Source organism: Pedobacter psychrodurus, assembly GCF_004331735.1.
In the GTDB taxonomy this organism is placed as follows: Bacteria; Bacteroidota; Bacteroidia; order Sphingobacteriales; family Sphingobacteriaceae; genus Pedobacter; species Pedobacter psychrodurus.
Map to the genome: position 1 here is coordinate 69,066 of NZ_SJSO01000024.1, position 22,129 is coordinate 91,194.

At 39.7% G+C, this 22,129-nt stretch carries 19 protein-coding genes and 1 tRNA gene; 3 read left to right on the plus strand and 17 right to left on the minus strand.

Going from position 1 to position 22,129, the window contains the following annotated elements; genetic code table 11:
• Positions 1 to 575: 575 nt before the first annotated feature.
• On the minus strand, positions 576 to 1,466 hold the full coding sequence (locus tag EZ456_RS21370) for a helix-turn-helix domain-containing protein (RefSeq protein ID WP_131533690.1): 891 nt from the start codon (positions 1,464 to 1,466) through the stop codon (positions 576 to 578).
• A 74-nt stretch (positions 1,467 to 1,540) separates the two neighbouring features.
• On the minus strand, positions 1,541 to 2,359 hold the full coding sequence (locus EZ456_RS21375; protein WP_131533692.1) for an SDR family NAD(P)-dependent oxidoreductase: 819 nt from the start codon (positions 2,357 to 2,359) through the stop codon (positions 1,541 to 1,543).
• A gap of 304 nt (positions 2,360 to 2,663) precedes the next feature.
• Between EZ456_RS21375 and EZ456_RS21380 the strand changes: the two genes are divergently transcribed.
• Positions 2,664 to 3,278 (plus strand): hypothetical protein, encoded by a 615-nt coding sequence (locus EZ456_RS21380; protein WP_131533694.1) that lies wholly within the window; start codon positions 2,664 to 2,666, stop codon positions 3,276 to 3,278.
• 116 nt (positions 3,279 to 3,394) lie between these two features.
• Here the strand turns inward: EZ456_RS21380 and EZ456_RS21385 are convergent, their stop codons facing one another.
• Together EZ456_RS21385 and EZ456_RS21390 are read right to left on the minus strand one after the other, a co-directional pair.
• The gene (locus EZ456_RS21385; protein ID WP_131533696.1) at positions 3,395 to 3,739 is read right to left on the minus strand and encodes an L-rhamnose mutarotase; all 345 of its coding nucleotides are present in this window, start codon (positions 3,737 to 3,739) and stop codon (positions 3,395 to 3,397) included.
• 28 nt (positions 3,740 to 3,767) lie between these two features.
• Positions 3,768 to 5,285: an alpha-L-fucosidase gene (locus EZ456_RS21390; RefSeq protein ID WP_131533698.1), complete on the minus strand. Its 1,518-nt coding sequence runs from the start codon at positions 5,283 to 5,285 to the stop codon at positions 3,768 to 3,770.
• A gap of 96 nt (positions 5,286 to 5,381) precedes the next feature.
• On the opposite strand from EZ456_RS21390, the gene EZ456_RS21395 reads away from it, so the two are divergent.
• Positions 5,382 to 6,260: a helix-turn-helix domain-containing protein gene (locus EZ456_RS21395; RefSeq protein ID WP_131533700.1), complete on the plus strand. Its 879-nt coding sequence runs from the start codon at positions 5,382 to 5,384 to the stop codon at positions 6,258 to 6,260.
• A 119-nt stretch (positions 6,261 to 6,379) separates the two neighbouring features.
• Here the strand turns inward: EZ456_RS21395 and EZ456_RS21400 are convergent, their stop codons facing one another.
• Positions 6,380 to 7,534: a retropepsin-like aspartic protease gene (locus tag EZ456_RS21400; RefSeq protein WP_131533702.1), complete on the minus strand. Its 1,155-nt coding sequence runs from the start codon at positions 7,532 to 7,534 to the stop codon at positions 6,380 to 6,382.
• Between the two features lie 261 nt (positions 7,535 to 7,795).
• Here EZ456_RS21400 and EZ456_RS21405 point away from each other — a divergent pair, with 261 nt between their 5' ends.
• Entirely contained in the window at positions 7,796 to 8,209 is a 414-nt protein-coding gene (locus tag EZ456_RS21405) for a VOC family protein (protein ID WP_131533704.1), read from the plus strand.
• Positions 8,210 to 8,316: 107 nt separating this feature from the next.
• Here EZ456_RS21405 and EZ456_RS21410 read toward each other — a convergent pair whose 3' ends face one another.
• The 12 genes from EZ456_RS21410 to EZ456_RS25420 all read right to left on the minus strand — a co-directional run.
• On the minus strand, positions 8,317 to 10,569 hold the full coding sequence (locus EZ456_RS21410) for a TlpA family protein disulfide reductase (RefSeq protein ID WP_131533705.1): 2,253 nt from the start codon (positions 10,567 to 10,569) through the stop codon (positions 8,317 to 8,319).
• A 400-nt stretch (positions 10,570 to 10,969) separates the two neighbouring features.
• Positions 10,970 to 11,317 carry a hypothetical protein gene (locus EZ456_RS21415; protein ID WP_131533706.1) on the minus strand — a complete coding sequence of 116 codons (348 nt, stop codon included), beginning with the start codon at positions 11,315 to 11,317 and terminating at the stop codon, positions 10,970 to 10,972.
• A gap of 154 nt (positions 11,318 to 11,471) precedes the next feature.
• A tRNA-Asn gene (locus EZ456_RS21420) sits at positions 11,472 to 11,545 on the minus strand.
• A 309-nt stretch (positions 11,546 to 11,854) separates the two neighbouring features.
• Positions 11,855 to 13,423 (minus strand): SusD/RagB family nutrient-binding outer membrane lipoprotein, encoded by a 1,569-nt coding sequence (locus tag EZ456_RS21425; RefSeq protein ID WP_131533707.1) that lies wholly within the window; start codon positions 13,421 to 13,423, stop codon positions 11,855 to 11,857.
• Positions 13,424 to 13,433: 10 nt separating this feature from the next.
• Positions 13,434 to 16,661 carry a SusC/RagA family TonB-linked outer membrane protein gene (locus EZ456_RS21430; RefSeq protein ID WP_131533708.1) on the minus strand — a complete coding sequence of 1,076 codons (3,228 nt, stop codon included), beginning with the start codon at positions 16,659 to 16,661 and terminating at the stop codon, positions 13,434 to 13,436.
• Positions 16,662 to 16,766: 105 nt separating this feature from the next.
• Positions 16,767 to 17,927, minus strand: a complete 1,161-nt coding sequence (locus tag EZ456_RS21435; protein ID WP_131533709.1) for a TIGR03364 family FAD-dependent oxidoreductase — start codon at positions 17,925 to 17,927, stop codon at positions 16,767 to 16,769.
• A gap of 254 nt (positions 17,928 to 18,181) precedes the next feature.
• On the minus strand, positions 18,182 to 19,501 hold the full coding sequence (locus EZ456_RS21440; protein WP_131533710.1) for a DUF5690 family protein: 1,320 nt from the start codon (positions 19,499 to 19,501) through the stop codon (positions 18,182 to 18,184).
• Positions 19,498 to 19,662 carry a hypothetical protein gene (locus EZ456_RS25180; RefSeq protein WP_165501392.1) on the minus strand — a complete coding sequence of 55 codons (165 nt, stop codon included), beginning with the start codon at positions 19,660 to 19,662 and terminating at the stop codon, positions 19,498 to 19,500. Before EZ456_RS25180 ends, EZ456_RS21440 begins: the two co-directional genes overlap by 4 nt.
• Before the next feature lie 101 nt (positions 19,663 to 19,763).
• The gene (locus tag EZ456_RS21445) at positions 19,764 to 20,654 is read right to left on the minus strand and encodes an alkaline phosphatase (protein WP_131533711.1); all 891 of its coding nucleotides are present in this window, start codon (positions 20,652 to 20,654) and stop codon (positions 19,764 to 19,766) included.
• Positions 20,655 to 20,744: 90 nt separating this feature from the next.
• Positions 20,745 to 21,314: a helix-turn-helix domain-containing protein gene (locus EZ456_RS21450; protein ID WP_131533712.1), complete on the minus strand. Its 570-nt coding sequence runs from the start codon at positions 21,312 to 21,314 to the stop codon at positions 20,745 to 20,747.
• A gap of 145 nt (positions 21,315 to 21,459) precedes the next feature.
• Entirely contained in the window at positions 21,460 to 21,618 is a 159-nt protein-coding gene (locus EZ456_RS25185) for a hypothetical protein (RefSeq protein ID WP_165501393.1), read from the minus strand.
• 310 nt (positions 21,619 to 21,928) lie between these two features.
• The coding region (locus EZ456_RS25420; RefSeq protein WP_205945088.1) for a hypothetical protein at positions 21,929 to 22,129 on the minus strand (201 nt) is incomplete at its 5' end.

Genomic DNA, 22,129 nt, shown 5'->3' on the forward strand with positions numbered 1-22,129 from the left:
GCAACGAAAACTAATTTTAAGAAAAAAGATAAAGTACAGGAACGTAGGCTTTTGGGGGATGAGTGGTTTTTAGTCTAGAGTCCAGAGTCTATTGCTTGAGAGAAACCAACATGCCCTTGTGCGCTTCATGCCTTGGTGGTTAAAGGATGGAAAATGGATTAGTCGGAAGTCCGGGGTCCGAAGTCTATTGCGCGAAAGAAACAGACATGCCTTGGTGCTCTTCGTGCCTTAGTGGCTAAAGGCTGGAAAATGGATTAGTCCGAAGTTGGGAGTCCGGGGTCCGAAGTCCATTGCGTGCGAGGAACCAACATGCCTTGGTGCTCTTCGTGCCTTGGTGGTTAAAGGATGGATAATGCATTAGTCCGAAGTTGGGAGTCCGGGGTCCGAAGTCTATTGCGCGAAAGAAACAGACATGCCTTTGTGCCCTCCGTGCCTTGGTGGCTAAAGGATGGAAAATGTAAGAGGGATGATGGAATTGATTCTGCGCTGATTAGCGAAATCTGCGGGAGAAATAACTGGTTAAAACGGATTGCAAATCCGTAGGACTTGGGTCTGGATTGCAAATCCTGACCAACTCAATTCAACAACTGCTTTTTAAAGGTATTCGGACTAATACCCACTTCTTTTTTAAATAAACGTGAGAAATAAGAGAGGTTCTCAAATCCCAGTGCATAAGCAATCTCTGAAACCGACCTATCTTCACCGATCAAACGATTTTTTGCTTCAGATATCAGGTATATATGGATATGTTCTAAGGCCGTTTTTCCACTTTCCTGTTTTAAGACATCTGTTAAGTAGCCTGCCGAAATATTTAAACGTTCTGCCATATCATGTACTGACGGTAAACCTTTAGTGGCCAATAATCCATTAGCCACGTATTTATTTATTTCTTCATTAAACCTGGTTACTGTTTTGCCCGAAATTTCTGTGCGGTTAAGAAATTGCCTTTTATAAAAACGTTGACTGTACTTAAGCAAAGTATCTACATTGGCCAAAATCAATTCGCGACTATATTCATCCTGGTTGTTTCGGTATTCGGTTTCAATTTTATGATACAGCTCCCATACGGTGCTTTCTTCACTGGGCGAAAGATGTAGCGCTTCGTTGGTCTCGTAATCGAAGTAGTGGTATTTTTTGATGATATCATGTAATACATGTCCATTCAAAAAATCTTCGTGAATAAAAATCAAAAAGCCATCTTCATCCATCTCCAGGTTTTTCATTTCGATTACCTGATGAGGTTTAAAAAACATCATCGAGCCACTCTCGTGGTCGTATTTTGTACGCCCATAAAGGATATGACCTGCAATAATCTTTTTAAAACCGATCATATAGAAATCGCTCGTAAATTCGCGGTCGCCCATGGAACACATATGGTCGCATTTGTAAATGCTAAACAATGGGTTCTCAGGCGGCGGAAATGCATTTTCTCTGTGCAATTCGGCCAAATTTTTATAGTGTTTCATTCCTTTAAATGGTAATTAACTACAAGCTACACAATTACCCCGTACAGCCTGTAGTTAAATTTTTTAATGATTTATTAATGACCGTGCGCATCGGCAGCTACAGTAGCCCATTCGTCAAATTCGGCCAGGCGTTCTGCATAAACCTGTTTAACACCAGGTAAGGCTACTTTGCCCAATAAGAAATGTAAAGGAGGTTTAGGACTGTCAATAAGCGCCAATACCGCAGGTACCGTTGCCTCTGGTTTACCCCAACTATCGGGTGTTGAAGCATCAAAAAATGCTTTCTTAACTGGCGCATACACTTCTAAAGGTTCTGTTTGGAAAGCTGAAGCACCCGACCAATCGGTAGAAAAACCATTTGGTTCGATTAAACTTACATTAATACCAAAACCCTTTACCTCCTGAGCTAGCGTTTCGCTTAAGCCATTTACGGCGTATTTAGATGCGTTGTATAGGCCAAGCACAGGTAAACTTACCAAACCCAGAAAACTCGATACCTGAATAATATGTCCGGCTTTTTGTTCGCGCATTACCGGAACAACAGCCTGGGTTACCCAAAGCAGTCCGAAAAAGTTTGTTTCCATTTGTGCGCGTGCCTGTTGCTCGGTGGTTTCCTCTATTGCACCAAACAAACCAAAGCCAGCATTATTGATCAATACATCAATATGGCCAAAATGCTGTTTTACCTTTTCTACCACTGCAAAACAGGCGTCCCTATCGTTAACATCAAGTTGAACTGGCAACACGGCATCGCCATAAGCTTCTACCAGATCGTTTAAATCAGCTGTATTTCTTGCAGTTGCAGCTACTTTATCGCCACGCTCTAAAAGGGCCTTTGCCCAGATTTTACCAAAGCCACGTGAGGCACCGGTAATTAAAATTATTTTCGACATTTTTTTCTTTGTTAAATATTGATAACAAAGGTATTGGCTGGTGCGGAGAGCAATTTATACAAAACACGGAAGTATTAGCACATTTTAAGGTTTAGATAAATGATCTGTGCGCATATTTAACAATAACCTGAAAGAACTGTATTGAGGCATTTGGAATATCAGTAATTATTTCATTGCCAAATCAGGATTTTCAATAATGAAGCGATTAAATTAGGGCATGGGCACAAAACTATCAGTATGTTGTAGCGTCTATCGGTATCTTTACGTTTTAGGAAAAACCATTAATCTAAAAAACCACTCACCTATGAAAAACCTACTTTTTCTTTTTGTAGCCTTCGCATTTGTTTCTTGTAAAAAATCGGAAAGATATGGTCCGCTGAACTTAAAAAACGGACAGGAGGTTGAATTGCTGGTAAGCCATCGTTATAATGCTGATAATGATCTGCTTTTAAAGTTGCCCGGCAATGTAGATGCTGGTGCTTCGCTATCGGGTTTTGACCAAAGGGAACCCGGTTATAGCTACCGTGTTAAAGCCAGGTTCAACCGTGATAAAGAGCCACTTCAAGACGGGCCTGAATATTATTTTGTTTTCGAAAAGATAATTAGCAAAGAGCAGTATAAAGGAAGTGAATCTTTCACCGTACAACTCATTACCAATTACGTTGTGGGCGGGCCAAATATTAGGCTAAGCAAAACAGGGAACGATTATTATATGATTCCAGATAAGTTACAGCTCACTTATGCAAACAGTACCGTACAGAATGAACTTGAAGAAATCTGGCTAAATGCACAGGAAATCCGTGCAAACTGGCAGAAAGGTCAGCAACCGAAATGGAAAGCCATTAAAGCTACAGTGGTACACGATCCACAAAAGCTTGGGAAGGCCTATTTGGTACAACAGATACAGTTTTTTGATTAATAGAAAATACAAAAGGAGAATGTTCGAAAGGCATTCTCCTTTTTGGTTTTAAGTAAAGCCCAGGATTTATATTAATTAACTGATCTGTTCAGTGCGCATATGCTGGTTCGGTTTTTTCATATCCCACTTTTGTTTAACTTAAATATATTTTTCATCAGCAGCCACTTTTCTCCAGGCTTTGCCAAGGGTAGTGCCTGCTGATATTTCCACATCAGTTTTTCCCACTCTTTCACTTTAGGGTTAGCAATATCCATGGCTGTCTTTTTTTCAAAACTGAAATCATCCTCAGTTTCCATGATCATGAACAAACGGTTCGAGATGCGGTATATTTCCATTTCAACAACACCCGATTCGATAATACTCCGCTTAACTTCAGGCCAGCCATTAAGGTGATAAGCTTCATATTCTGCTATGAGTTTTGGATCATCAACGAGATCTAGCGCCAGACAATATCTTTTCATTTTTTACTTTAAAATGCCAGCGGCTCTTCTATTTTTTGAATTCTATTTTGAAACCAGTTACCAACCAGGCCGGATAATCTGCGGGTTTGGTAATCACAAGTGCATCATCTTCCTGCACCCACTTTAATTTACCTTTACTGCCCAACAGCCTAACCGATGTAATGGGCTTCTCCAGGTATTTCGATTTGCGCCCAAGTAAGGTCATCCTGATACTTTCTGTTGGCACATTCAAACAGAAAGCAAAAAGATTGCCTTCCTTTGTGGTATATCTGATATCGGTAGATTGATATATACCAGAATCTGTTAAGCCACCAAAGTGGCCCTTTTTCTGGTTTGATTTAATGGTAGAAGGCCCTTCTCCATATACTTTCCATGGTCTCGATGCATAAATGCCTTCTCCATTCAATTTGGTCCAGTCACCAATTTCAGTAACAATTTTAACCACATCTGGCTCCAAATCTCCCTCTGGAGTCTGTACAACATTGATCAGCAGATTCCCGTTTTTACTTACAATATCGATCAAAAGCTGGGCAATTTCATTCGCACTTTTGTATTTCTGCCCGGTTCTATAATACCAATCTCCTATCGAAGTATCGGTTTGCCACGGAAACGGGCTGATCGAATCCAATACCCCGCGCTCCACATCTTGTGCCCATTTACCTTCAGATGGCTCTTTTGGCGTATATACCGCCTCAAGCTTGCCTTTATTTTTGGCCATATCCTGATTGTAATAGTGTGCAAGCATTGTACGTCCTGTATCATCGAATGGGAGCTTACTATCTGAATAAAGCAGGTCGGGATGATAATTATCGATCAATTCATTAACATTTTCCAACCATTGTTTATGCCAGCCAGTATTGTTGGTCAGCCACTCTTTCATATCGGTCGAATCAGCAGGTAAATGATAAAGATCGGAATATTGCGGATCGCGCCCATCATAGGCAATCCCTGCAAACTGCCCAGTTTTGTCTGCGCCATGACTAGGCTGAAACCAGTTGAAACTGGCAGCCAGATGCTCCGAAATGCCAAAACGAAGTCCTTCTTTTTTTGCCGCCTTTTGCCATAAACCAACTACATCCTTATGTGGTCCCATATTTACCGAATTCCACTTATGGATTTTGGAGTTCCATAAAAAGAAATTATCATGGTGTGAGCCCATCGTTACAAAATATTTGGCTCCAGCTTTTTTATATAGGACCATTAGCTGCTCAGGGTTCCATTTCTCAGCTTTCCATAAAGGGATAATATCTTTGTATCCAAATTTAGATGGAGGGCCATAAGTGGCCACATGGTATTTATTTTGTTGACTGCCCTGTATATACATATTCTTGGCATACCAATCGCCCTGCCTGGGAACCGCCTGAGGGCCCCAATGCGACCAGATCCCAAATTTGGCATCTCTGAACCAGTCTGGATATTTGTACTGCTTTAAAGATTCATCGGTAGGTTTAAAAATTCCCTTTTCTACCTTATCCGTTTTTTGTTGTGCTTTGAGGTTAAGACCCAGGGAAAACGCCATAAGGCTAACTATTAATGTTTTTTTCATCTTCCTATATTTGGTTAATAATCAAAAATAGATAACGTATCCGTTCTATACTTGAAATAATTAGACTATTTGTTGTAAAAATCCGACATTTAAGGAATGATCAGAAGAGCATTACAAAACACCTTTTCCCTGCTGAATGTAGATTATGTAAAACTCAGCCCAAAATGGGATTACAGAAATGTGATCAGCCCTTACTACCGCATATATTATATCGATGAAGGATCGGGAGAGTTATCTGATCAATCAGATTTTTTGAAACTCGAGCCAGGATATCTTTATATCATACCCAGTTTTACCCTTTGTAACCTCTGCTGCAAAGATCATTTAAGCCAATATTTCGTCCAGTTTTTTGAAGAATCTATTGACGGAGTTTCACTTTTTTCCCAACGCCGTTCTATTTCAAAAATTACGGCCACACCGCTCGACATTGATCTTTTCAAACGACTGCTCGAAATTAATCCAGGCCGGGGCATCAATAGGTCAGACGATCCTAAAGTATATGAGAAAAACATCTTTTATAAAGAATACCAGGAGCTGAACAATCAGCAGCACTTAGCCAGTTATATGGAAACCCAGGGCATATTGCTTCAATTAATGGGGCGTTTCCTCAAATCTCAACTACATCTCGGACAGGGAATTCAACACTTTCCAATTAAAATTACCGAAACAATCGGACATATTTTAGTTAACCTGCATCAGGAATTATCAGTGACTGCATTGGCTGCACGCGTAAACCAGCACCCAGATTATTTCTCGCGTCAGTTTAAAACTTTCACGGGAGAACGTCCTGTAAATTATATACTTGGCAAACGGATAGAGCGTGCACAGTATCTATTGGCCACCAGCCGATTAACCTATTCTGAAATTGCAACCCAAATCGGTTTTGATTCCCTTTCTTACTTTTCAAAATCATTTAAGAAACTCACCGGGATGTCGCCACGTACCTATAAAAAACAACTGTATAAGGTAGGTTAAGGATGGATGATGTAAGATGATACTAAAAGCCTCCATCTACACAGCTAATATCCCCAGGAAAATAACGCTGTGCGCGCTGTGCTTTCACTCTGTGATCTCTGTGTTAAAAAATGGAGATATTAAATCTTTTGGTCTGCATAGGCAACATCGTAAAGATGGTTTGGCTTTAAATAGATCACATCATTTTGAAAATCAAAAACCGTATTGAATCTTTTCAGAATATCTGTTCCCAGGTAATGAACATTAACACCAGGCATGGGTTTATTTTGTTCCATCACCTGAGCTGGAACGTTTTTCAATTCAAAATTACCAATCTTCAAACTTTGCAGTTTTACGGTGGTCACCGGTACTTCATTACCTCTTGCTCCATGCATAATTACCTTTTTAATCACCTCCATTTTTTCGGTTGGAAACCGCATTTCCCGCAGCAAATCGTTATCAAGCATAGCCGTGCGCTGATAACCTAAATCGAAGAAAAACAGGCTTTTATTTTTGACCCCGCTTTGCGAAATTTCACTTTCTATAAAAGGTTTGTTTTTGATATAAGTGATCTTAAACCTGGTGTATTGTTTATCTTGTAAAATCTGCTTGGGCATAGTAGAATGCACCATCATTCTGTTCTGATCATAATCTAAAGCTACAATCATTCCGTCGAATATATCCCACCCCAGCAGGCCATCGGTCTCGTTCCCGGCCAATTCAATATCATAAATTTTGCTCTTGTAAGTGTGGTTTCCGATTTTTATACCATAATCTGTGTTATAAAGCTTAGGTTTCGACTTCACTTTTTTCTCCAGTGCAGCGTTGGTAAGGTCTATGTCATTTGCTCCTGAATCAAAATTCAACAACAGGGAATCAGTACCGTTAAAAACAACCGGCAAGAAATTCGTATTGTATTTATTCACAAAAAAAGGAATTGAATCATGAATTTCGGGCGACACTTTACTGAAGTTTTTTAGCACAGGAGCGGTAATTTGGGTAAGGCACGAATCTTTGCCGTTTAACAAAACAATAAACTCCTTTTTCTGCCCGGGGCTAATGTTAAAAACAATCGAATCAATATCTGTTTTGAATTTTATGCTTTTGGATTTTGTGAACTTACCGGTTGTAAATACATCTGGTTTTATTTTGGGATTGATGTACCAGTTCGATACAGCATTATCCTGTTCGTAAATTTTTGCCTGGTTAGCACCCGCATTTACAATTGGTAATTTCTTTTGAGCAAAAGTATAAAAAGGAAGCAAGAGTGTTAAAACAGGCAATATTCGATTCATGGGCAGTTAATAGATTTAAAAGTTTAGGGCTTGCAAATAATTGACAGTTAATGGCTGCTATCGGAAACTAAAGATATAAAGAATTATAAATCGTTGTAAGGCTTCATACATTTAAAATTTTTGAGTGATTTGCCTTGAACAGGCATTTCAAATTAGTTAGACTTCGCATAAGTCGCGTTCAACCCCTTAACTTGTCGTTTTTGCACATTAATACCTGCCTGGGTTTATTATAACTTTGAATAAACTAAATCAGAAAACAATATGGCAACTCAAATTTTCGTGAACCTATCCGTTAGCGACCTTAACAAGTCGGTGGAGTTTTTCACCAAACTTGGTTATACTTTTAACCCGCAATTTACCAACGAGAAAGCAACCTGTATGATCATCAGCGATACCATTTACGTGATGCTGCTTACCAAAACCTTTTTTCAGACTTTTACTACAAAAGAAATTGTAGATGCACATAAAGCAATAGAAACTTCCATTGCCTTATCGGCCGATAGTAAAGATGCCGTTAACGAAATGGTAGATAAAGCTGTAGCTGCTGGTGCCACAATACCCAATCCAGCTACCGATTATGGCTTTATGTACCAACATAGTTTTGACGATCTTGATGGCCACCATTGGGAATATGTATGGATGGACCCAAATGGAACACATGAACAGCAAGGGTAATTATATTTAACCTTAGGTAAAAAGGGCAAGCGACTGATTTTTCGTGCTTGTCCTTTTCTGATTCTTATTACTATAAAAGATTCTACTTCAACAGTACAATCGTATTTTTAAATCTCCCATGCCAAATATTTAGTCAAAATTTCATTGTAACTTGAAAGGTAGGGTATGGTTAAATAAACGCCATTGGGTAGAAAAAGTAGCTTAGTGGGATAACTTTTGACTTTAAAATCGTGCTCCACTTTCCCATCCGACATTAAAACAGGGTAAGTATACTTCTCTTTAGTCATGAAATCATCTACATTTTTCTTTTTATCATAACAGGCAATGGTGCTTACCTGGAGCTTTTTTGGATCTGGGTTTTTTAGATGTATGGCTTCGATTTCACCAATTTCACTAACGCATGAGCCACACCAGGTGCCCCAGAAGTCTACAAACACAAATTTGTTTGCCTGATCTGCATTGGTTACGGTTGCCCCCTTACGCTCTTTCAGCGAAAAATTAGGCACTGTAGGCAACTTGCGTTTTAAAGCTCCACTAAAAAATGTTTTAAAGTCACCTGCAGGATATGATTTTAAATAGCTTGCTTTTAATGGTGCATAACGTTCCGGTTCGAGAATAACCATATCAACCTCTTTATTCAATTTATCTTCAATGCTCATGCTGGCAGCGCCGCCGGCAGCCAGGTACAGATCGGTATAAGGAACAAAAGCTGTGAATTTATATTCTTGCTTTAAGCCATTATTATTATCGATCAGGTCTTGTTGTGTCGGAAGATAATCAGCCGCCATCTGCAGGTAAACAATCTCGGTATTCTTCTGCAACTGGCTTTTTCGGTAATAGGCATCTGCAAGATTTTTTTTATATACAATCTTGTTTGGTGCAATGAAGTGCTCGAGTGTAAAAGAACCTACATTTGGTATTACACCAGAATTGATTTCGTCTATTCTTTTCCTAATCAGGTCAATGGTATAATCTATATAAGCAATTTTTACGGAATCGGGCACCTGTTTTTTGACCAACTCATCGTAAATCATGATCCTGTACCTACCCGCCTTATCAAATAACGAGCTAAACTGCGTATTGGCCACATCAGTAAGCTCGTTTTGGGTTTCAGCAAGTTTGGCCTTGGCATAAGTTTTCATTCCTTTCATCATCTCGGTTGCAATGGGAATTTGTAGGGCTTCAATTTGCTTGATAATGCCTAATGCGTTTTGCAGCGAATCCTTGCTCTTAATCCTATAAATCAAGGCACCAAAAGTATCGTGTATGTTGCTGCTGGTATTCTCCATATTCAAAGGATAAAATTCTTCTCCTCTAAATTTTGTAAACGAGAGTTCAATCGCCCTTTTTACATGGCGAAGGTCGCCTTTCTCAAGGTCGATTCCCATTTTGCATTCGATATCATTAGATCCTGGAAGGTAATCATAAGGAACCTTTTGCAGAAGCTCCCAATAACCGGTACTGGTATAGGCTAATACACCCAGTTTTGCGCCAAGGTAATCATAATCATCCTTTGCAAAGCCCTTATCCAAAGAGTCGAGCGATTTCACAATCCTACTTTCAACCGTTTGATCTCCTTTCACACTATTGAATAGATCAGCCAGTTCCTGAATTTTCCGCTTTGCCTTGTTTATGGGTAGGTAATATTTAGCATAACCTAATTTTTCTTTCGCCTCTGTGAATAATTGTGATGATGAGTGGTTTACTTTTCCATCAAGTGCAACCAGGTTATATTTAACAATGTCATGATCTGTAACCTTTTTATGATCAGCAAAAGAAGAATCAGTTGTTGTTGTTTCAATTATGTAAGATTGGTTTAGCCCATTATCGTTAGCGGCGAACTTCCCTATTCTTTTGAAAAAAGGGGTGTGTATTTTAAAATATTCGTCCGTAAATATCCCATCAACAAGCTCACTGTGTTTTTGTCCTCCCATTGGGATGGGCACAATATTAAGTTTCGCCAAGATGGCTTGTTTAATTTTTGGCAAGCCATACACCTGAAGAATGTTACCATCTATATCTATTTCCAGTTCATAGGATGATAACGTGAGTACCTTATTTGCAATAGCCATAAAGTCTTTTTGTTGCTCCTTAAAAGGCAACCTTGAATCCTGGAGGCTATGATCCTGTCTTAAAAACATTTCGGGAGATGCCTTTAATCTATAGATGTCATTTTTCAGGCTTAAAACCTCAAAATTGGTTTTCCAGTACTCATAACTTTCATAACCATATGAGCTGATAGGTCCATCAACAGTACTTGTGGCATCGTAACTGAATTTTTGGCCTTGTTTTAGTTTTAAACTTTGTGCATAGCCTACTTTAAGCGTAAGCAACAGCATTATGGAGAGTGTAAATTTCATCGAATGTTCTGCCCAAATATAGAAAATTGCTGATCAATTATGTACACCAAAAAACCACACTAAAGCTATTTATTAAATAGATAATTAAGTAATATGTAGATAGAACATACCTAAATGTACAAAAGAGTAAAACTAATTTTTTATCTCAAAAATTGTAAAAAAAGCGAATAGTTTAATTATTTGCTTTGAAGCTCCCTCTGCTGAGCTACCCGATATAAAATCGGGTCTTTTACTCCCAAGCGACCTCTGATTAATCCCGCTCATGCGGGACTTTAACCAGCTGAGCTAAGAAGAAATATTTATTTTAAAAAGTCATTAACGCAAAAAACCCATAACTTTCGTTGTGGGTTTTGGCTCCCTCTGCTGGGCTTCAGACACATTCTAGCCACAGTAAATGGCACTATAGATAATCTTTTAATTCTTCTTTAAGCTTATGATAAGCTGCTAATTTATTCGCTATGATTACTTCCTCTGATAGTTGTTTAACTTTGATCTGTGGAGATAAATTATCACTTTCGGTTATTGAGATTGTTACGGTATCTCCTATTGCCAATGGGCGACTAAGCCATTTAAGCGGGATTTGTTTTACTGAATCAAGACCTGATACATCAAGATTAAGTGATTCTGTGTTATCCAGCGTTCTTTTTACCCAAGTTAAGATTGCAGTTAGCACGCCAAATTCTGCATTGACTTTACTAGTGGCAATTTTCTGACCATTTAGGTCTATTTCGAAGGCAGGATTTTGCATAGGTTTAATATAAATTATGTTTGTGAGTATATAAAACTTCTCATGGTATACATTCATCCGCTCCCTCTGCTGGGCTCCCCGATGTAAAATTTGGATAAACTTCTCGCCCAGCCCCAAACGCAAAAAACCACAACTTTCGTTGTGGTTTTTAAAGCTCCCTCTGCTGGGCTCGAACCAGCGACCCTCTGATTAACAGTCAGATGCTCTAACCAGCTGAGCTAAGAAGGAATATTTATTTATTCTGGTTGTGTTTTCAGTAATACTGATCAAAATCCTCTGATCTCTTCCTACCCTCTGATTAATCCCGCACCTGCGGGACTCAACCAGCTGAGCTAAGAAGGAGTACTGGTCGTTTCCTAAAACGAGGCTTATTTACACTTTGCAGTTAAATACCCTTCTTCGTTTTGGGAGTGCAATATTAGCGCTTTTAAACTATTTATGCAAAAATTAATTCAATTATTATTTTAGAAAACGATCCTCGCTTTACGGTGGAGGATCGTTTTGCATATTTTAAACTGAATATCAGATTGTTAACAATTACGGTTTAACAATCCAAGGTGCCAGATTAATATCGTCAGTTCCGTTATATTGACGGAGTAAAGCCTGTTTTAGGTTTTCGCCGTTGGTTGTTCTTTCAATAGTAGGATACTGAAAACGTTTCGGAATCCTTTGGCTGTTGCCCGTACCTGGTCCTACCTGGAAATCAGGGATACCTGTTCTGCGGTATTGATAATAAGCTTCGAAACCTGAGTTACGGAAATAAGCCAGGTACTTTTGGGTAAGAATCTGTGTTAAACCCGAAGTTGTATTGCCTGCATATTTTATAACAGGTTGTGCATAATAATCCGTCTCGAATGTGAAGTTTACATTGTAGGTTTCAAATTCGCCTAATTTACCGTCCTTTTTCAAAAAGGTCACCACATTGCTGCCATCTTTAATGCCGTAGAAAGCAATAGAAGCCTGGATACCTTTTTTATACCAGCTTTCGGCATCGCCCGTCGCCCAGCCACGGTTAATACCTTCAGCCTTGATAAAACACAGTTCAGGATAAGAAATGATAAAGGTATTCTCGGCAGTATAACCACTGTAATATCGGTTGCGGCCAATAAGCGAATATAAACCTTTCTGTACCTTATCGAACATTACCCCCTGATCTTCACCAGAGTTTGCGCCTATAAAATTGCGGTAATCGGTAATGGCATAACCATTGGCTTCTGCTACCCCTCTTGCGGGCTCAGCAACCATATAAGCCCGGGGATCTTTATAGCTCGAAAGTGTATTTAAATAGGTTCCCGCCATGTTATAACGCAAAGCATCATTACCAAAATTATCCTTGTTGTTTGGGTATTTGTTAAAACTTTCATTGTATACAAACTGCAAGTTATCGGCCATGCTATCCATTACCGGGTATTTGCTTGCATTGCCCAATACCGCAGCAAACTGTTGTTTTACCTGCAGATCGGCATCGTTTACTTTGGCACTCAACTGGATCAATGTTCTTAATTTAAAGGTGTTTACTACCTTCTGCCAGGCCATCAGGTCGTTTTTAAGATAGATATCGCCTTTTAATTCTTTGTTTCCTGCAGCAATTAAAGCCGTTAAATCATTGTTCGATTCTTCTAACCAGGTTAACGACTGTTTAAAAATATCTTTTTGAGTATCGTACTTTGGAGTAAGGTTGCCGAAACCTTTTAGGGCTTCCGTCATCGGTAGATCGCCTACCTTCAAACTCATTTTCACAAAGAAATACGCTTTAAAGAATTTAGCCAAAGCCAGGTAAGGTTTAGCTACTGCACCACCTAAACGGTTGGCTTCTTCTTCCATTTTTACCACGTTTTTTAAAGTAGTATAATCTAAAGTAGCGCCAGTCCAATCGTAATTATTGTTGGCGTAGTAGAAATAATTGGCAGCTGTGTATTGGTTCCATCTTTCTGAGCCCGAAAACGGTGCTTCGTACATGTCGAACAAAATACCGTTCAACAATAAGTTCGGCGGAACAGTTTCGGCCTGGTTTGGATTTTTAAAATTTTCTTCAAATTCTTTCTTACATCCGCCACAAACAGCAACGATGATGAAGAGGAACAGGATTTTATATATTGATTTCATGTTATAGCGATTAAAAAGTAACATTAAGGTTAAAGCCTACACTTCTGGTAGTTGGTGTTTGCAGCGTAGAAGTACCTTCTCTACCCGAATACTGATCTACATCCACATCGTTATAGGTAGAATTGATAAAGTACAACAGGTTACGCCCTACTACCGAAATATTGGCCGATTTGATAAACGTGCGCTCCAATAATTTTTTAGGCAACTGGTAACCAAAGGTTACTTCGCGTAATTTGGCGTAGGTACGGCTCATCATGGTGTTTTCTTTGGCACCGTAAAAAACGCCCAGATAATCTTGCAACAGCTGCGGGGTCGTGTTTGGTGCGAAAGTAAGATCGCCGTAATTGGTAATTACACCTGTAACCGGATCGAAATTAAGTTTACCGCCATTGGCAATAACTACACCATCACCTACCCATGTACCTTTGTAAGTTGGATCGTTTACGCGCAGGTAATCCTGATATCTGGCTTCGCCCATTTTACCCTGAACAGTTTCGATCTGACGACCGCCCTGAAACGATTTTAACCTTACGTAATCTTGCATTACTCCACCAACTTTACCATCTAACTGGAAGCTAAAGGAGAAATTCTCATACCTGAATTTGTTACCGATGCTCCATACCCAGTTTGGATCGGCATGGCCTAACAACTGGCTAACCGGTAACGAAACCGGGGTTCCGCTTGAAGTATGGATCACCTGTCCGCTTGGTGTTTTGGCCAATACCGAACCATAAATATTGTCGATGCGATCGCCTGTTTTAAAGAACTGATCAACCGATGTTTCGCCCGGAGCAAGTTCTTTATAAATCTGCTTGTAGGTAGACCAGTTGATCATTACATCCCAACCAAATTTATCGGTTAAAATCGGTGCGCCAGATAAACTTAACTCCATACCACTGTTTTGCGTTTTACGACCGTTGATGGTATTGGTTTGATAACCTGTAGCTGCTGAGATATTTTGTCTGATAATCTTCGGTCCATCAATATACCTGAAATAAGTAGCCTCGAAACCTAACCTGTTTTTCAAAAACTTCAGATCTATACCACCTTCGTAATTGGTTCTGCTCTGTGCTTTTACCGCATTCAGATCGATCAGGTTATTGGTATAATAAGCACCGGTTTGATTATTGTAAGTTGGCCTGATGCTATATGGCGAAGAAAGACCATAACCAGGGCCACCATATGATGAAGTATATTCTGCACCATAACCGATCGGATAACTCTGCAATGGCGTGGCACCAATGAATTCCTGTGTACCCAAACCTGGATCTTTAACATTGGCATACGATGCTCTTATTTTTGCAAATGAAATAAAAGCAGGCATTTTTACGTAGTCGGAAATTACCGAACTTAATGAAACCGAAGGATAAAAGGCCGAGTTGTTGCCCGGAGGAAGTGCAGAGTTTTTATCTACACGGCCGGTGGTATTGATATTCAGGTACTTTTTAAAGCTTAAATCAACCGAGTAAAAAGCACTTAACACCAACATATTAGAGTTGAAATCGAAAGCTTTTACCGGGTTTTTAGAGTTCGAGAAGTTATATACATTCGGAACGTTTAAATAATCGGTAGTGGTAAAACTAGAGTTGTAACTGAAGTTACGGGCGTTACCGCCACCAAAAGCACTGATTTCGAACAGGTCGCCAACGTTTTTATTGTATTTCAAAATCAACTGCGTATTGTTTTCGAACATGCTACGGCGATCTTCCCTATAATCGCCTAAACCTTCTTCACGTCCGTAAGGGTGAGCAGAAAACGGCATTTTCTCGGTTCTTAACTGATCGTAGGTCGAAATCTGTGTTTTTAACAATACATCCAATCCTTTGGTTACATTATAGTTTAATGAAGCATAACCGTTAATATCATTCTTTTTATGTCCGCGCAACCATTCGTACGACATAAAATAAGGATTATGGTAACGTTGGTATTCAGCATAGATAGACTGGATGCCCTCTTTGCCTGGCTGCCAGTAGTTTTTCATATCGTCGATATTCCAATCGGCACCGCCCCAAAGCGTCATGTTATAAATCACACTGTTCGGGCCATAGTTTACATCTGGTATATTATCAGAAAACTGACGGCTGTAATTGATATAGGCTTCGGCCCTTAATTTCGGACTAATGTTATAAGAACCACTTACATTAAAGTTGTTGATATTTAATTGTGTGTTCGGTATAATTCCCTTTTGGTAATTATTAGAAATAGAAACCCTTAAATTATACTTATCAGTTGCAGAAGATAAAGCAATGTTGTTTGCAGATAGCAATCCGGTTTGGATAAAACGCTTTAAGTTATCCTTTCCACGTGCTACCCATGGCGTACCCTGGCGCACACCGTTTACAATCGGACTATCGTACTGAGGGATTAATTGCCCTTCGAATTTAGGGCCCCAGATATCATAATCACCATCATTTAAACCACCACCTTTTCCATCGCCAAATGAATAAGCACTGTGTCCTCCTGGTCCGTACTCGTCCTGGCTTTTTGGTAAGGCGATAAATCCTTTGTTAAACTGCGTGCTCGAATTTAGTTCTACCGTAAAACCTTTATCGCTCAGTTTACCTCTTTTAGTAGTGATTAATAATGCCCCATTATAAGCCTGATAACCATATAGTGCCGCAGCTGCCGGGCCTTTAAGTACGGTATACGTGTCGATATCATCGGGATTGATGTTCCAGGTATCCGAATTGATCGGCACCCCATCTACCACCACTAAATTAACATCGTTACCGCGAAGGTACAGTGACGAACGACCCAAAAGCTCTGAAGATACACCAACAGTTAAACCGGCAACCTTACCCACCAATCCATTTACCGGATTAGCTTCTCTGGCTTTCACCAGATCGGCACCTTTTACCTCCTGAATGGCATAACCCAGGTTTCTTTTCTCTTTACGGATACCGAGGGCGGTAACCACCACCTCGTTTAGGTTTTTCGAATCTGTTGTCAAAGTTATGGTTAGGTTTGCACCTGTGACCTGAACCTCTTGCTGAAGAAATCCGATAGAACTAAAAACAAGCGTTTCGCCTGTTTTGGCATCGAGGGTAAAGCGGCCTGATAAATCGGTTGAGGTAGCTTTTTTAGTGCCTTTTACCAGTACACTAACCCCGGGGATTGGCTGTTGTGCATCGTCTTTAACCAGACCAGCAATTTTCGTTTGTGCCCATGTAAAATAAGGCGTGAGGCATAATAGCAGCAAAGCTACCATGCACATCTTCATCTTGTAGAGATGTTTCATTTATCTATAAAATTTTTAAGGTTTATAGATGCAATATTAAGATGTGCATGTTAGCCCAATGCCAACTAATAGTTAACAAAAAGCATTGTTTTTGTTTAGTATTTGTTAACTAAATATTTTCTTAATACTTTCCGCCGCATAGCCTGCACTGGCGGTCATTCCTTTGCCACCGATAGCTGTACGGATGTGAATGCGATCGTCGAGATCGTAAGTTACAATATGTTTTGTTGGGTGCTGCGGATAAAATCCGGCCCAGGTACTTTGCAGTTTGCGCACATCGAAATCAACAATCCGAGCGGCTTCTTCGAGCATCAGCTCATTAATGTGATGGCTTAAATCGAAACCAAGATCGTCGAAATGATTTACATCGGCATACACATGTGAATCGCCAATAATGATCGTATTATCTGCTGCTTTTTTAAACAGGATATGAATACCCCATTTTTTCAGCTCTTCGTAATGTGCAGGAGTTTTAATGCTTTTGAAAGAAGGGCAATAGTGCTCAAAACTTTCGTAGCGCCTGGTGGTGAGTCCTGTTAAAATATTACCTGCTAAAGCCACCTCTGGCATAGGGATACTGCGCATCATCTGTAGTTTACTTACCACGATTCCGCTTTCACTAAACAGTTCCGGATAAAGCAATTTAAATTCGTAACCGTTGCAAATAATAGCTTTTTCGGCAGTAAAAAGTTCGGCATTGTTTCTTAAACCTACCGCTACACCAGTGCCTTTACTTTCGCAGGCGGTAACCGGGCTGTTGTATTTAAGTGTGTACTGCGCAAACTTAGTCTGCATATATTTGTGCAGGCGGTGGATCATTTGATCTGGTGCTACACTAATTTCCTGTGGAAAAAAGATGGCTTCTTTGGCATAAGAAGATTTAATAGCAGGATATTTCTTTAAAACCGCTGCCTGACTGAGCAATTCTGTTTCGTAACCGATGGTATCGTAATGTGCTTTAAGCTCGTGGATTAAGGTTTGCTCATCGTTATCCGAGGCGATGTACACACTACCATTTTGCTGCACAGAAATATCAAACTCCTGCTGGATAGATTTATAAATCTCTAAACCGGCAACACCGTATTCGAACCATTCGGCTTCCATACCTGAGGGTACCACCTGACCAAAATTGCGCACAGTAGCGCCTACCGGAAAATTGTCTTTTTCGAGCTGCAATACCGATTTGCCTGAAAGTAAAGCATGGTAAGTATGGAATGTTCCTAAAATCCCTCCACCAATTACAATAAGATCGAAATGTTTATCCATTGTTTATTTTTTTGGCTGATGCCAGGATGTTTTTAAATCCATCTGGCATCAATGTTATTAATATTTATTTTAACTACGCTAATGACTATCATTAACAAATTCCAACAACCAAGTCGTCATTGCGAGAAGGCTTTTTCAGCCGACGAAGCAATCTTAATCCGAGCGCTAGTAGCGAGAGTTGTAAGATTGCTTCGTGCCTCGCAATGACGAAACTACTCATTACGACCCAGCCTAACTTTTTTACCCTTATCTCTTTATTTCCCTGTTAAAGCCAACTGCTCCACTTTCGGCATCTTTTTATTTGTAGCCAGGGTTTTTCGTCTAAAGTAAATCAGCGAAAGCACACTACATACCCCGCCAATTAATGGTATGGCAAACAAACACTGTTTAAAAAAGTGCATCCAGCTGGTATTCGTTTCACCGAACTCATGAAACAGGAGTATCGAAAAACTACCTACGTAACCAATGGAATCGGCCACATACATAATAAAACCGATGTTGCTTTTGTAATGAAAATTGGCAATCATCCGTTCAAAGAATATGGCATTATATGGAATGTAGGCCATATACAGCCCCATCCCTAATAAAGCCATCCAGCTAACAGGTCCAATATGCCCCCTATCGAAAAAGAATGTACTCACTCCAATTAGCAAACAGCCCGAAATAATCATGATATGGATAACGGTGAAGGCTTTGAGGTTATCTTTGATCAAGATCAAAAGCCCCATCATCACCAATACCACAACCGAAATCAGGGTATCAATCTGCGTGTAGATATGGTTGTTATGAATGCCTAAACCGTTCCAGATTTCCACTTCAAAGTTGTCGCGCATATCGCGGATACAGGTAAGCAATACGTAAATAATAATGGTTAAAATAATGCCCGGTAAAAATGTAGTGATAAACTTTCTGCGCTGTTTCGCATCCATTGGCACCCGTTTGGTACGTAGCTCCTGATCTTCTTTTGAAGGCGGTGGGATAACCTCCAGGCAAAAAACAAAAAGGAACAGCGGAAGCAGGAAAACCAGTCCGGTAAGAAAAGGCATCCAATAATCGCTTACCGAAGCAAAAGACATCAGCGTACGTGCTACCGTTTTAACAAAACCAGAGGCAAATATTAAACTGATCGACATTAATGCACCCATAAATTCAGTTGTTTTTCTTCCTTCCAAATAGCTGAAGACCAAACCCCAGATCATGCCCAAAGGGAAACCATTGAGGAAAAGGAATACAATATTGTAGGGAGCAGGCACCAATGCAAATCCGAGCAGTGCGAGCCAAGAAAAGAGAATCAGAAAAATGATGCTCCTTGCCCGGTTACTTTTCCCCGATTCGGAAATAAAACGGATACCATAAAACTTACTCAAGGTATAACCTACCATTTGCGCGATAACCAACCAAACTTTATAATCGATATGCAGAAATTCCTGATGCTCAAAAGTAGCAGAGGCAAAAGCTTTGCGAAAGGCATACATACTCGTATAACAACCAAATGCTGCTATACCACCAAGCATTGTAATTAACCAATAAGGCCAATGAAGTGCTTTTTTGCGGGCAAGATGAAGTAAACTCATCTTAGTATCTGCTTTATTGTGTTTAAACCTCTGGTTAAATTATCAATACGGCTACGCTCATCACTAAAACCTGGCATGGCCTTTTGAAAATCCAGCCCCAGCCAATATCTGTCTTTAACGTTTGTGCCCACCCTACCGGGCACCACTAATTTGATTGACATATATATTTCATTTAAATAAACAATAGTAAACATTGTTTATTATTTGTAAACAAAATAAAGGTTATCAAATTGTTAAGTTTTTACCGTGTAGGGCTTGCATCTTATTTCGTAAAAGCCTCTAAAACTGGTCTTCCTCTCCAACTTTGCGGTTGCTGCAAACCCATTAACCAGGCCAACGTTGCTGCCGTATCGTAGGTAATGATCGCATCCTTTAATTCGTGGTTTTTGCGTACACCAGGCCCTGAGATAATCCATGGGATCTGCACTTCATCGAGCGATTTACCGCCATGACCTTTACCCTTACCTCCGTGATCGGATGTAATCAGGATAACGGTTTCATCGGCTATACCCGCATCATTAACCGCTTTTACAATTTTACCAATCCGCTGATCTACCTGCTCCAGTTGTTTGTAATAAGCAGGTGTACGGTGACCGATTGAATGCCCTGTACCGTCAGGTTCGTCTAAATGCAGGAAGGTAAAATAAGGTTTTTCTTTTTTGATAATCGCAACAGCAGTATCAGTACAAAAATCATCTTTATCATTTCCGCTAACGATGATGTTTACTGCTTCTTTTTCAAATAAATAGCCAATACCACTCCAACTATACACAATAGCGGTTTTAGCCTCTTTTTTTTGATCTCTGATTACGCTAAATATCCCTGGAAACAAACCATAAGATGTTTTGGTGATAGATGGAATTTCGGGAACCTTACTGTCCCATTCGGTATAACCATGTTCGGTTGGCCCAGCGCCCATTAATAAGGAGGCCCAGTTTACAGCACTGGAAGATGGTAATACACAGCGTGCCTGCGTGGTCCATGAACCATTGGCCATTAATGCTTTAAGATTAGGCATATTCGCCTCCGGCAAAGCGTAGCCACCAAAACCATCGCAACCAATTAAGATCACGTGTTTAATTTTTTTTGATTGTGCCTGCGCAAATACACATAAACAAAGTAACACTAAAGTACTTTTCAAAAACTTTTTCATATTCATATTTTTTTACAACCAAACCTAAGATTGATTTATGAAGGTGAAGATAAATATTTGTTAAGTATTAATAAACTTTGTTTATTAAAATTACTCGAAAAAATAAATTACCAGCAACAGCGCCTTGCTATCGCCAACATTAACTGGGGTATGTGAAAGCCTTCCATCGAAAAGCATGGAGTCTCCTTTTTCGAGTATAATTTTCTTTTTCGAAAACTGATATTCCACCTTACCTTCTATCATGTATTTAAACTCGAAGGCTTCGGTTTTTACCATTGGGCGATGCGCATTTACCTCGAGCTCGAGCAGCACAAAATCGGCAGTAGAAAATTTAATATTCTTGGTTAAAATACGCGAGTAGTTAAAACCTATGGCTTGTTCCTTTTCAAACTTCTGGTATTGATCTTTTCGTTTCACCAGAACGGGGGCATCTTTTTTATGAAAATTGATGTCCTTAAAAAAGCTGTTCAGGTCTATTTGCAGACTTTTAATAATATCCATTAATACCATTAAAGATGGAATGGTTCGGCTATTTTCGATCTGAGAAATCAGCCCCTTGCTTACCTCTGCTTTATCTGCAAGTTCCTGAACGGTAATACCCAGTTCTTTACGTCTTTCTTTAATTTTAAGGCTTATCTGTAAAAGAATTTCTTCTTGCATATGCTAAAATCGTGTTAATAACGCTAATGTATTATTTTATTCCTACATCTAAATCAACAATCGCATAAGTTACGGAATTACATTTTTTTTTAACATGCTTATAAAAACCTATCGCCGCCATTTTTTTGGCGGCGATAGCAAAAATTTAACGGTAATGTCCAGGTACCCAATACCGACCGCCGTGAGGGCCAATATTATAATGCCCGCGCACCCAGTGTGCCCTTGGCGCACGTGCACTAACGACGCATGCACTAAAATTAACCGCCATAACCAATAAGAGCAATACATTTACAATCCTTTTCATAACCTAACCTTTTAAAGTGAAAAAATAAATCAAGCTTTATGCTGTGTGTTTAATTTGGACGGAGGAAGGATAGAAAAGGTTTAATTGGTTATGCCAGAAAGATTTTCCTTGTTTTCAGTGTTTCCACGGCCAAATGAATGGACGGACGTGGCTACCCTTCGACTCCGATATCATTGACAGGCTCCAATAGAAAGATCGTCTTTTCCGCGTAGGCCTATCGTGTGGACACATCTTTTACTATTGATTTTTTTAGGCATTTTGCTGACCAACTTTAATAAAGTACAGGCTTTACCGAAGAACGCCGTCAATCTCAAGTGGCAGCAGAATCAAAAAAACAGATGCAGAAAAGAACAAATAGCACTACCAAGCCTGAAACGCAGTGGTTTTGTGTTCGAAGTTTGTAAAAACTTTCACTTAGCAATACCAACACAAAACAAAGTGCCGCTGTTTTTTTGATGAGCGCGGGGCGGTGACAAGCCACATTGCTAGATTGACAAAGCGCTTTGGGTAC

Bases quoted from the DNA above. Each gene is read 5' to 3' on its own strand.
- EZ456_RS21370 (WP_131533690.1), bottom strand. From the start codon at position 1,466: ATGAAACACTATAAAAATTTGGCCGAATTGCACAGAGAAAATGCATTT.
- EZ456_RS21375 (WP_131533692.1), bottom strand. From the start codon at position 2,359: ATGTCGAAAATAATTTTAATTACCGGTGCCTCACGTGGCTTTGGTAAA.
- EZ456_RS21380 (WP_131533694.1), top strand. From the start codon at position 2,664: ATGAAAAACCTACTTTTTCTTTTTGTAGCCTTCGCATTTGTTTCTTGT.
- EZ456_RS21385 (WP_131533696.1), bottom strand. From the start codon at position 3,739: ATGAAAAGATATTGTCTGGCGCTAGATCTCGTTGATGATCCAAAACTC.
- EZ456_RS21390 (WP_131533698.1), bottom strand. From the start codon at position 5,285: ATGAAAAAAACATTAATAGTTAGCCTTATGGCGTTTTCCCTGGGTCTT.
- EZ456_RS21395 (WP_131533700.1), top strand. From the start codon at position 5,382: ATGATCAGAAGAGCATTACAAAACACCTTTTCCCTGCTGAATGTAGAT.
- EZ456_RS21400 (WP_131533702.1), bottom strand. From the start codon at position 7,534: ATGAATCGAATATTGCCTGTTTTAACACTCTTGCTTCCTTTTTATACT.
- EZ456_RS21405 (WP_131533704.1), top strand. From the start codon at position 7,796: ATGGCAACTCAAATTTTCGTGAACCTATCCGTTAGCGACCTTAACAAG.
- EZ456_RS21410 (WP_131533705.1), bottom strand. From the start codon at position 10,569: ATGAAATTTACACTCTCCATAATGCTGTTGCTTACGCTTAAAGTAGGC.
- EZ456_RS21415 (WP_131533706.1), bottom strand. From the start codon at position 11,317: ATGCAAAATCCTGCCTTCGAAATAGACCTAAATGGTCAGAAAATTGCC.
- EZ456_RS21425 (WP_131533707.1), bottom strand. From the start codon at position 13,423: ATGAAATCAATATATAAAATCCTGTTCCTCTTCATCATCGTTGCTGTT.
- EZ456_RS21430 (WP_131533708.1), bottom strand. From the start codon at position 16,661: ATGAAACATCTCTACAAGATGAAGATGTGCATGGTAGCTTTGCTGCTA.
- EZ456_RS21435 (WP_131533709.1), bottom strand. From the start codon at position 17,927: ATGGATAAACATTTCGATCTTATTGTAATTGGTGGAGGGATTTTAGGA.
- EZ456_RS21440 (WP_131533710.1), bottom strand. From the start codon at position 19,501: ATGAGTTTACTTCATCTTGCCCGCAAAAAAGCACTTCATTGGCCTTAT.
- EZ456_RS25180 (WP_165501392.1), bottom strand. From the start codon at position 19,662: ATGTCAATCAAATTAGTGGTGCCCGGTAGGGTGGGCACAAACGTTAAA.
- EZ456_RS21445 (WP_131533711.1), bottom strand. From the start codon at position 20,654: ATGAAAAAGTTTTTGAAAAGTACTTTAGTGTTACTTTGTTTATGTGTA.
- EZ456_RS21450 (WP_131533712.1), bottom strand. From the start codon at position 21,314: ATGCAAGAAGAAATTCTTTTACAGATAAGCCTTAAAATTAAAGAAAGA.
- EZ456_RS25185 (WP_165501393.1), bottom strand. From the start codon at position 21,618: ATGAAAAGGATTGTAAATGTATTGCTCTTATTGGTTATGGCGGTTAAT.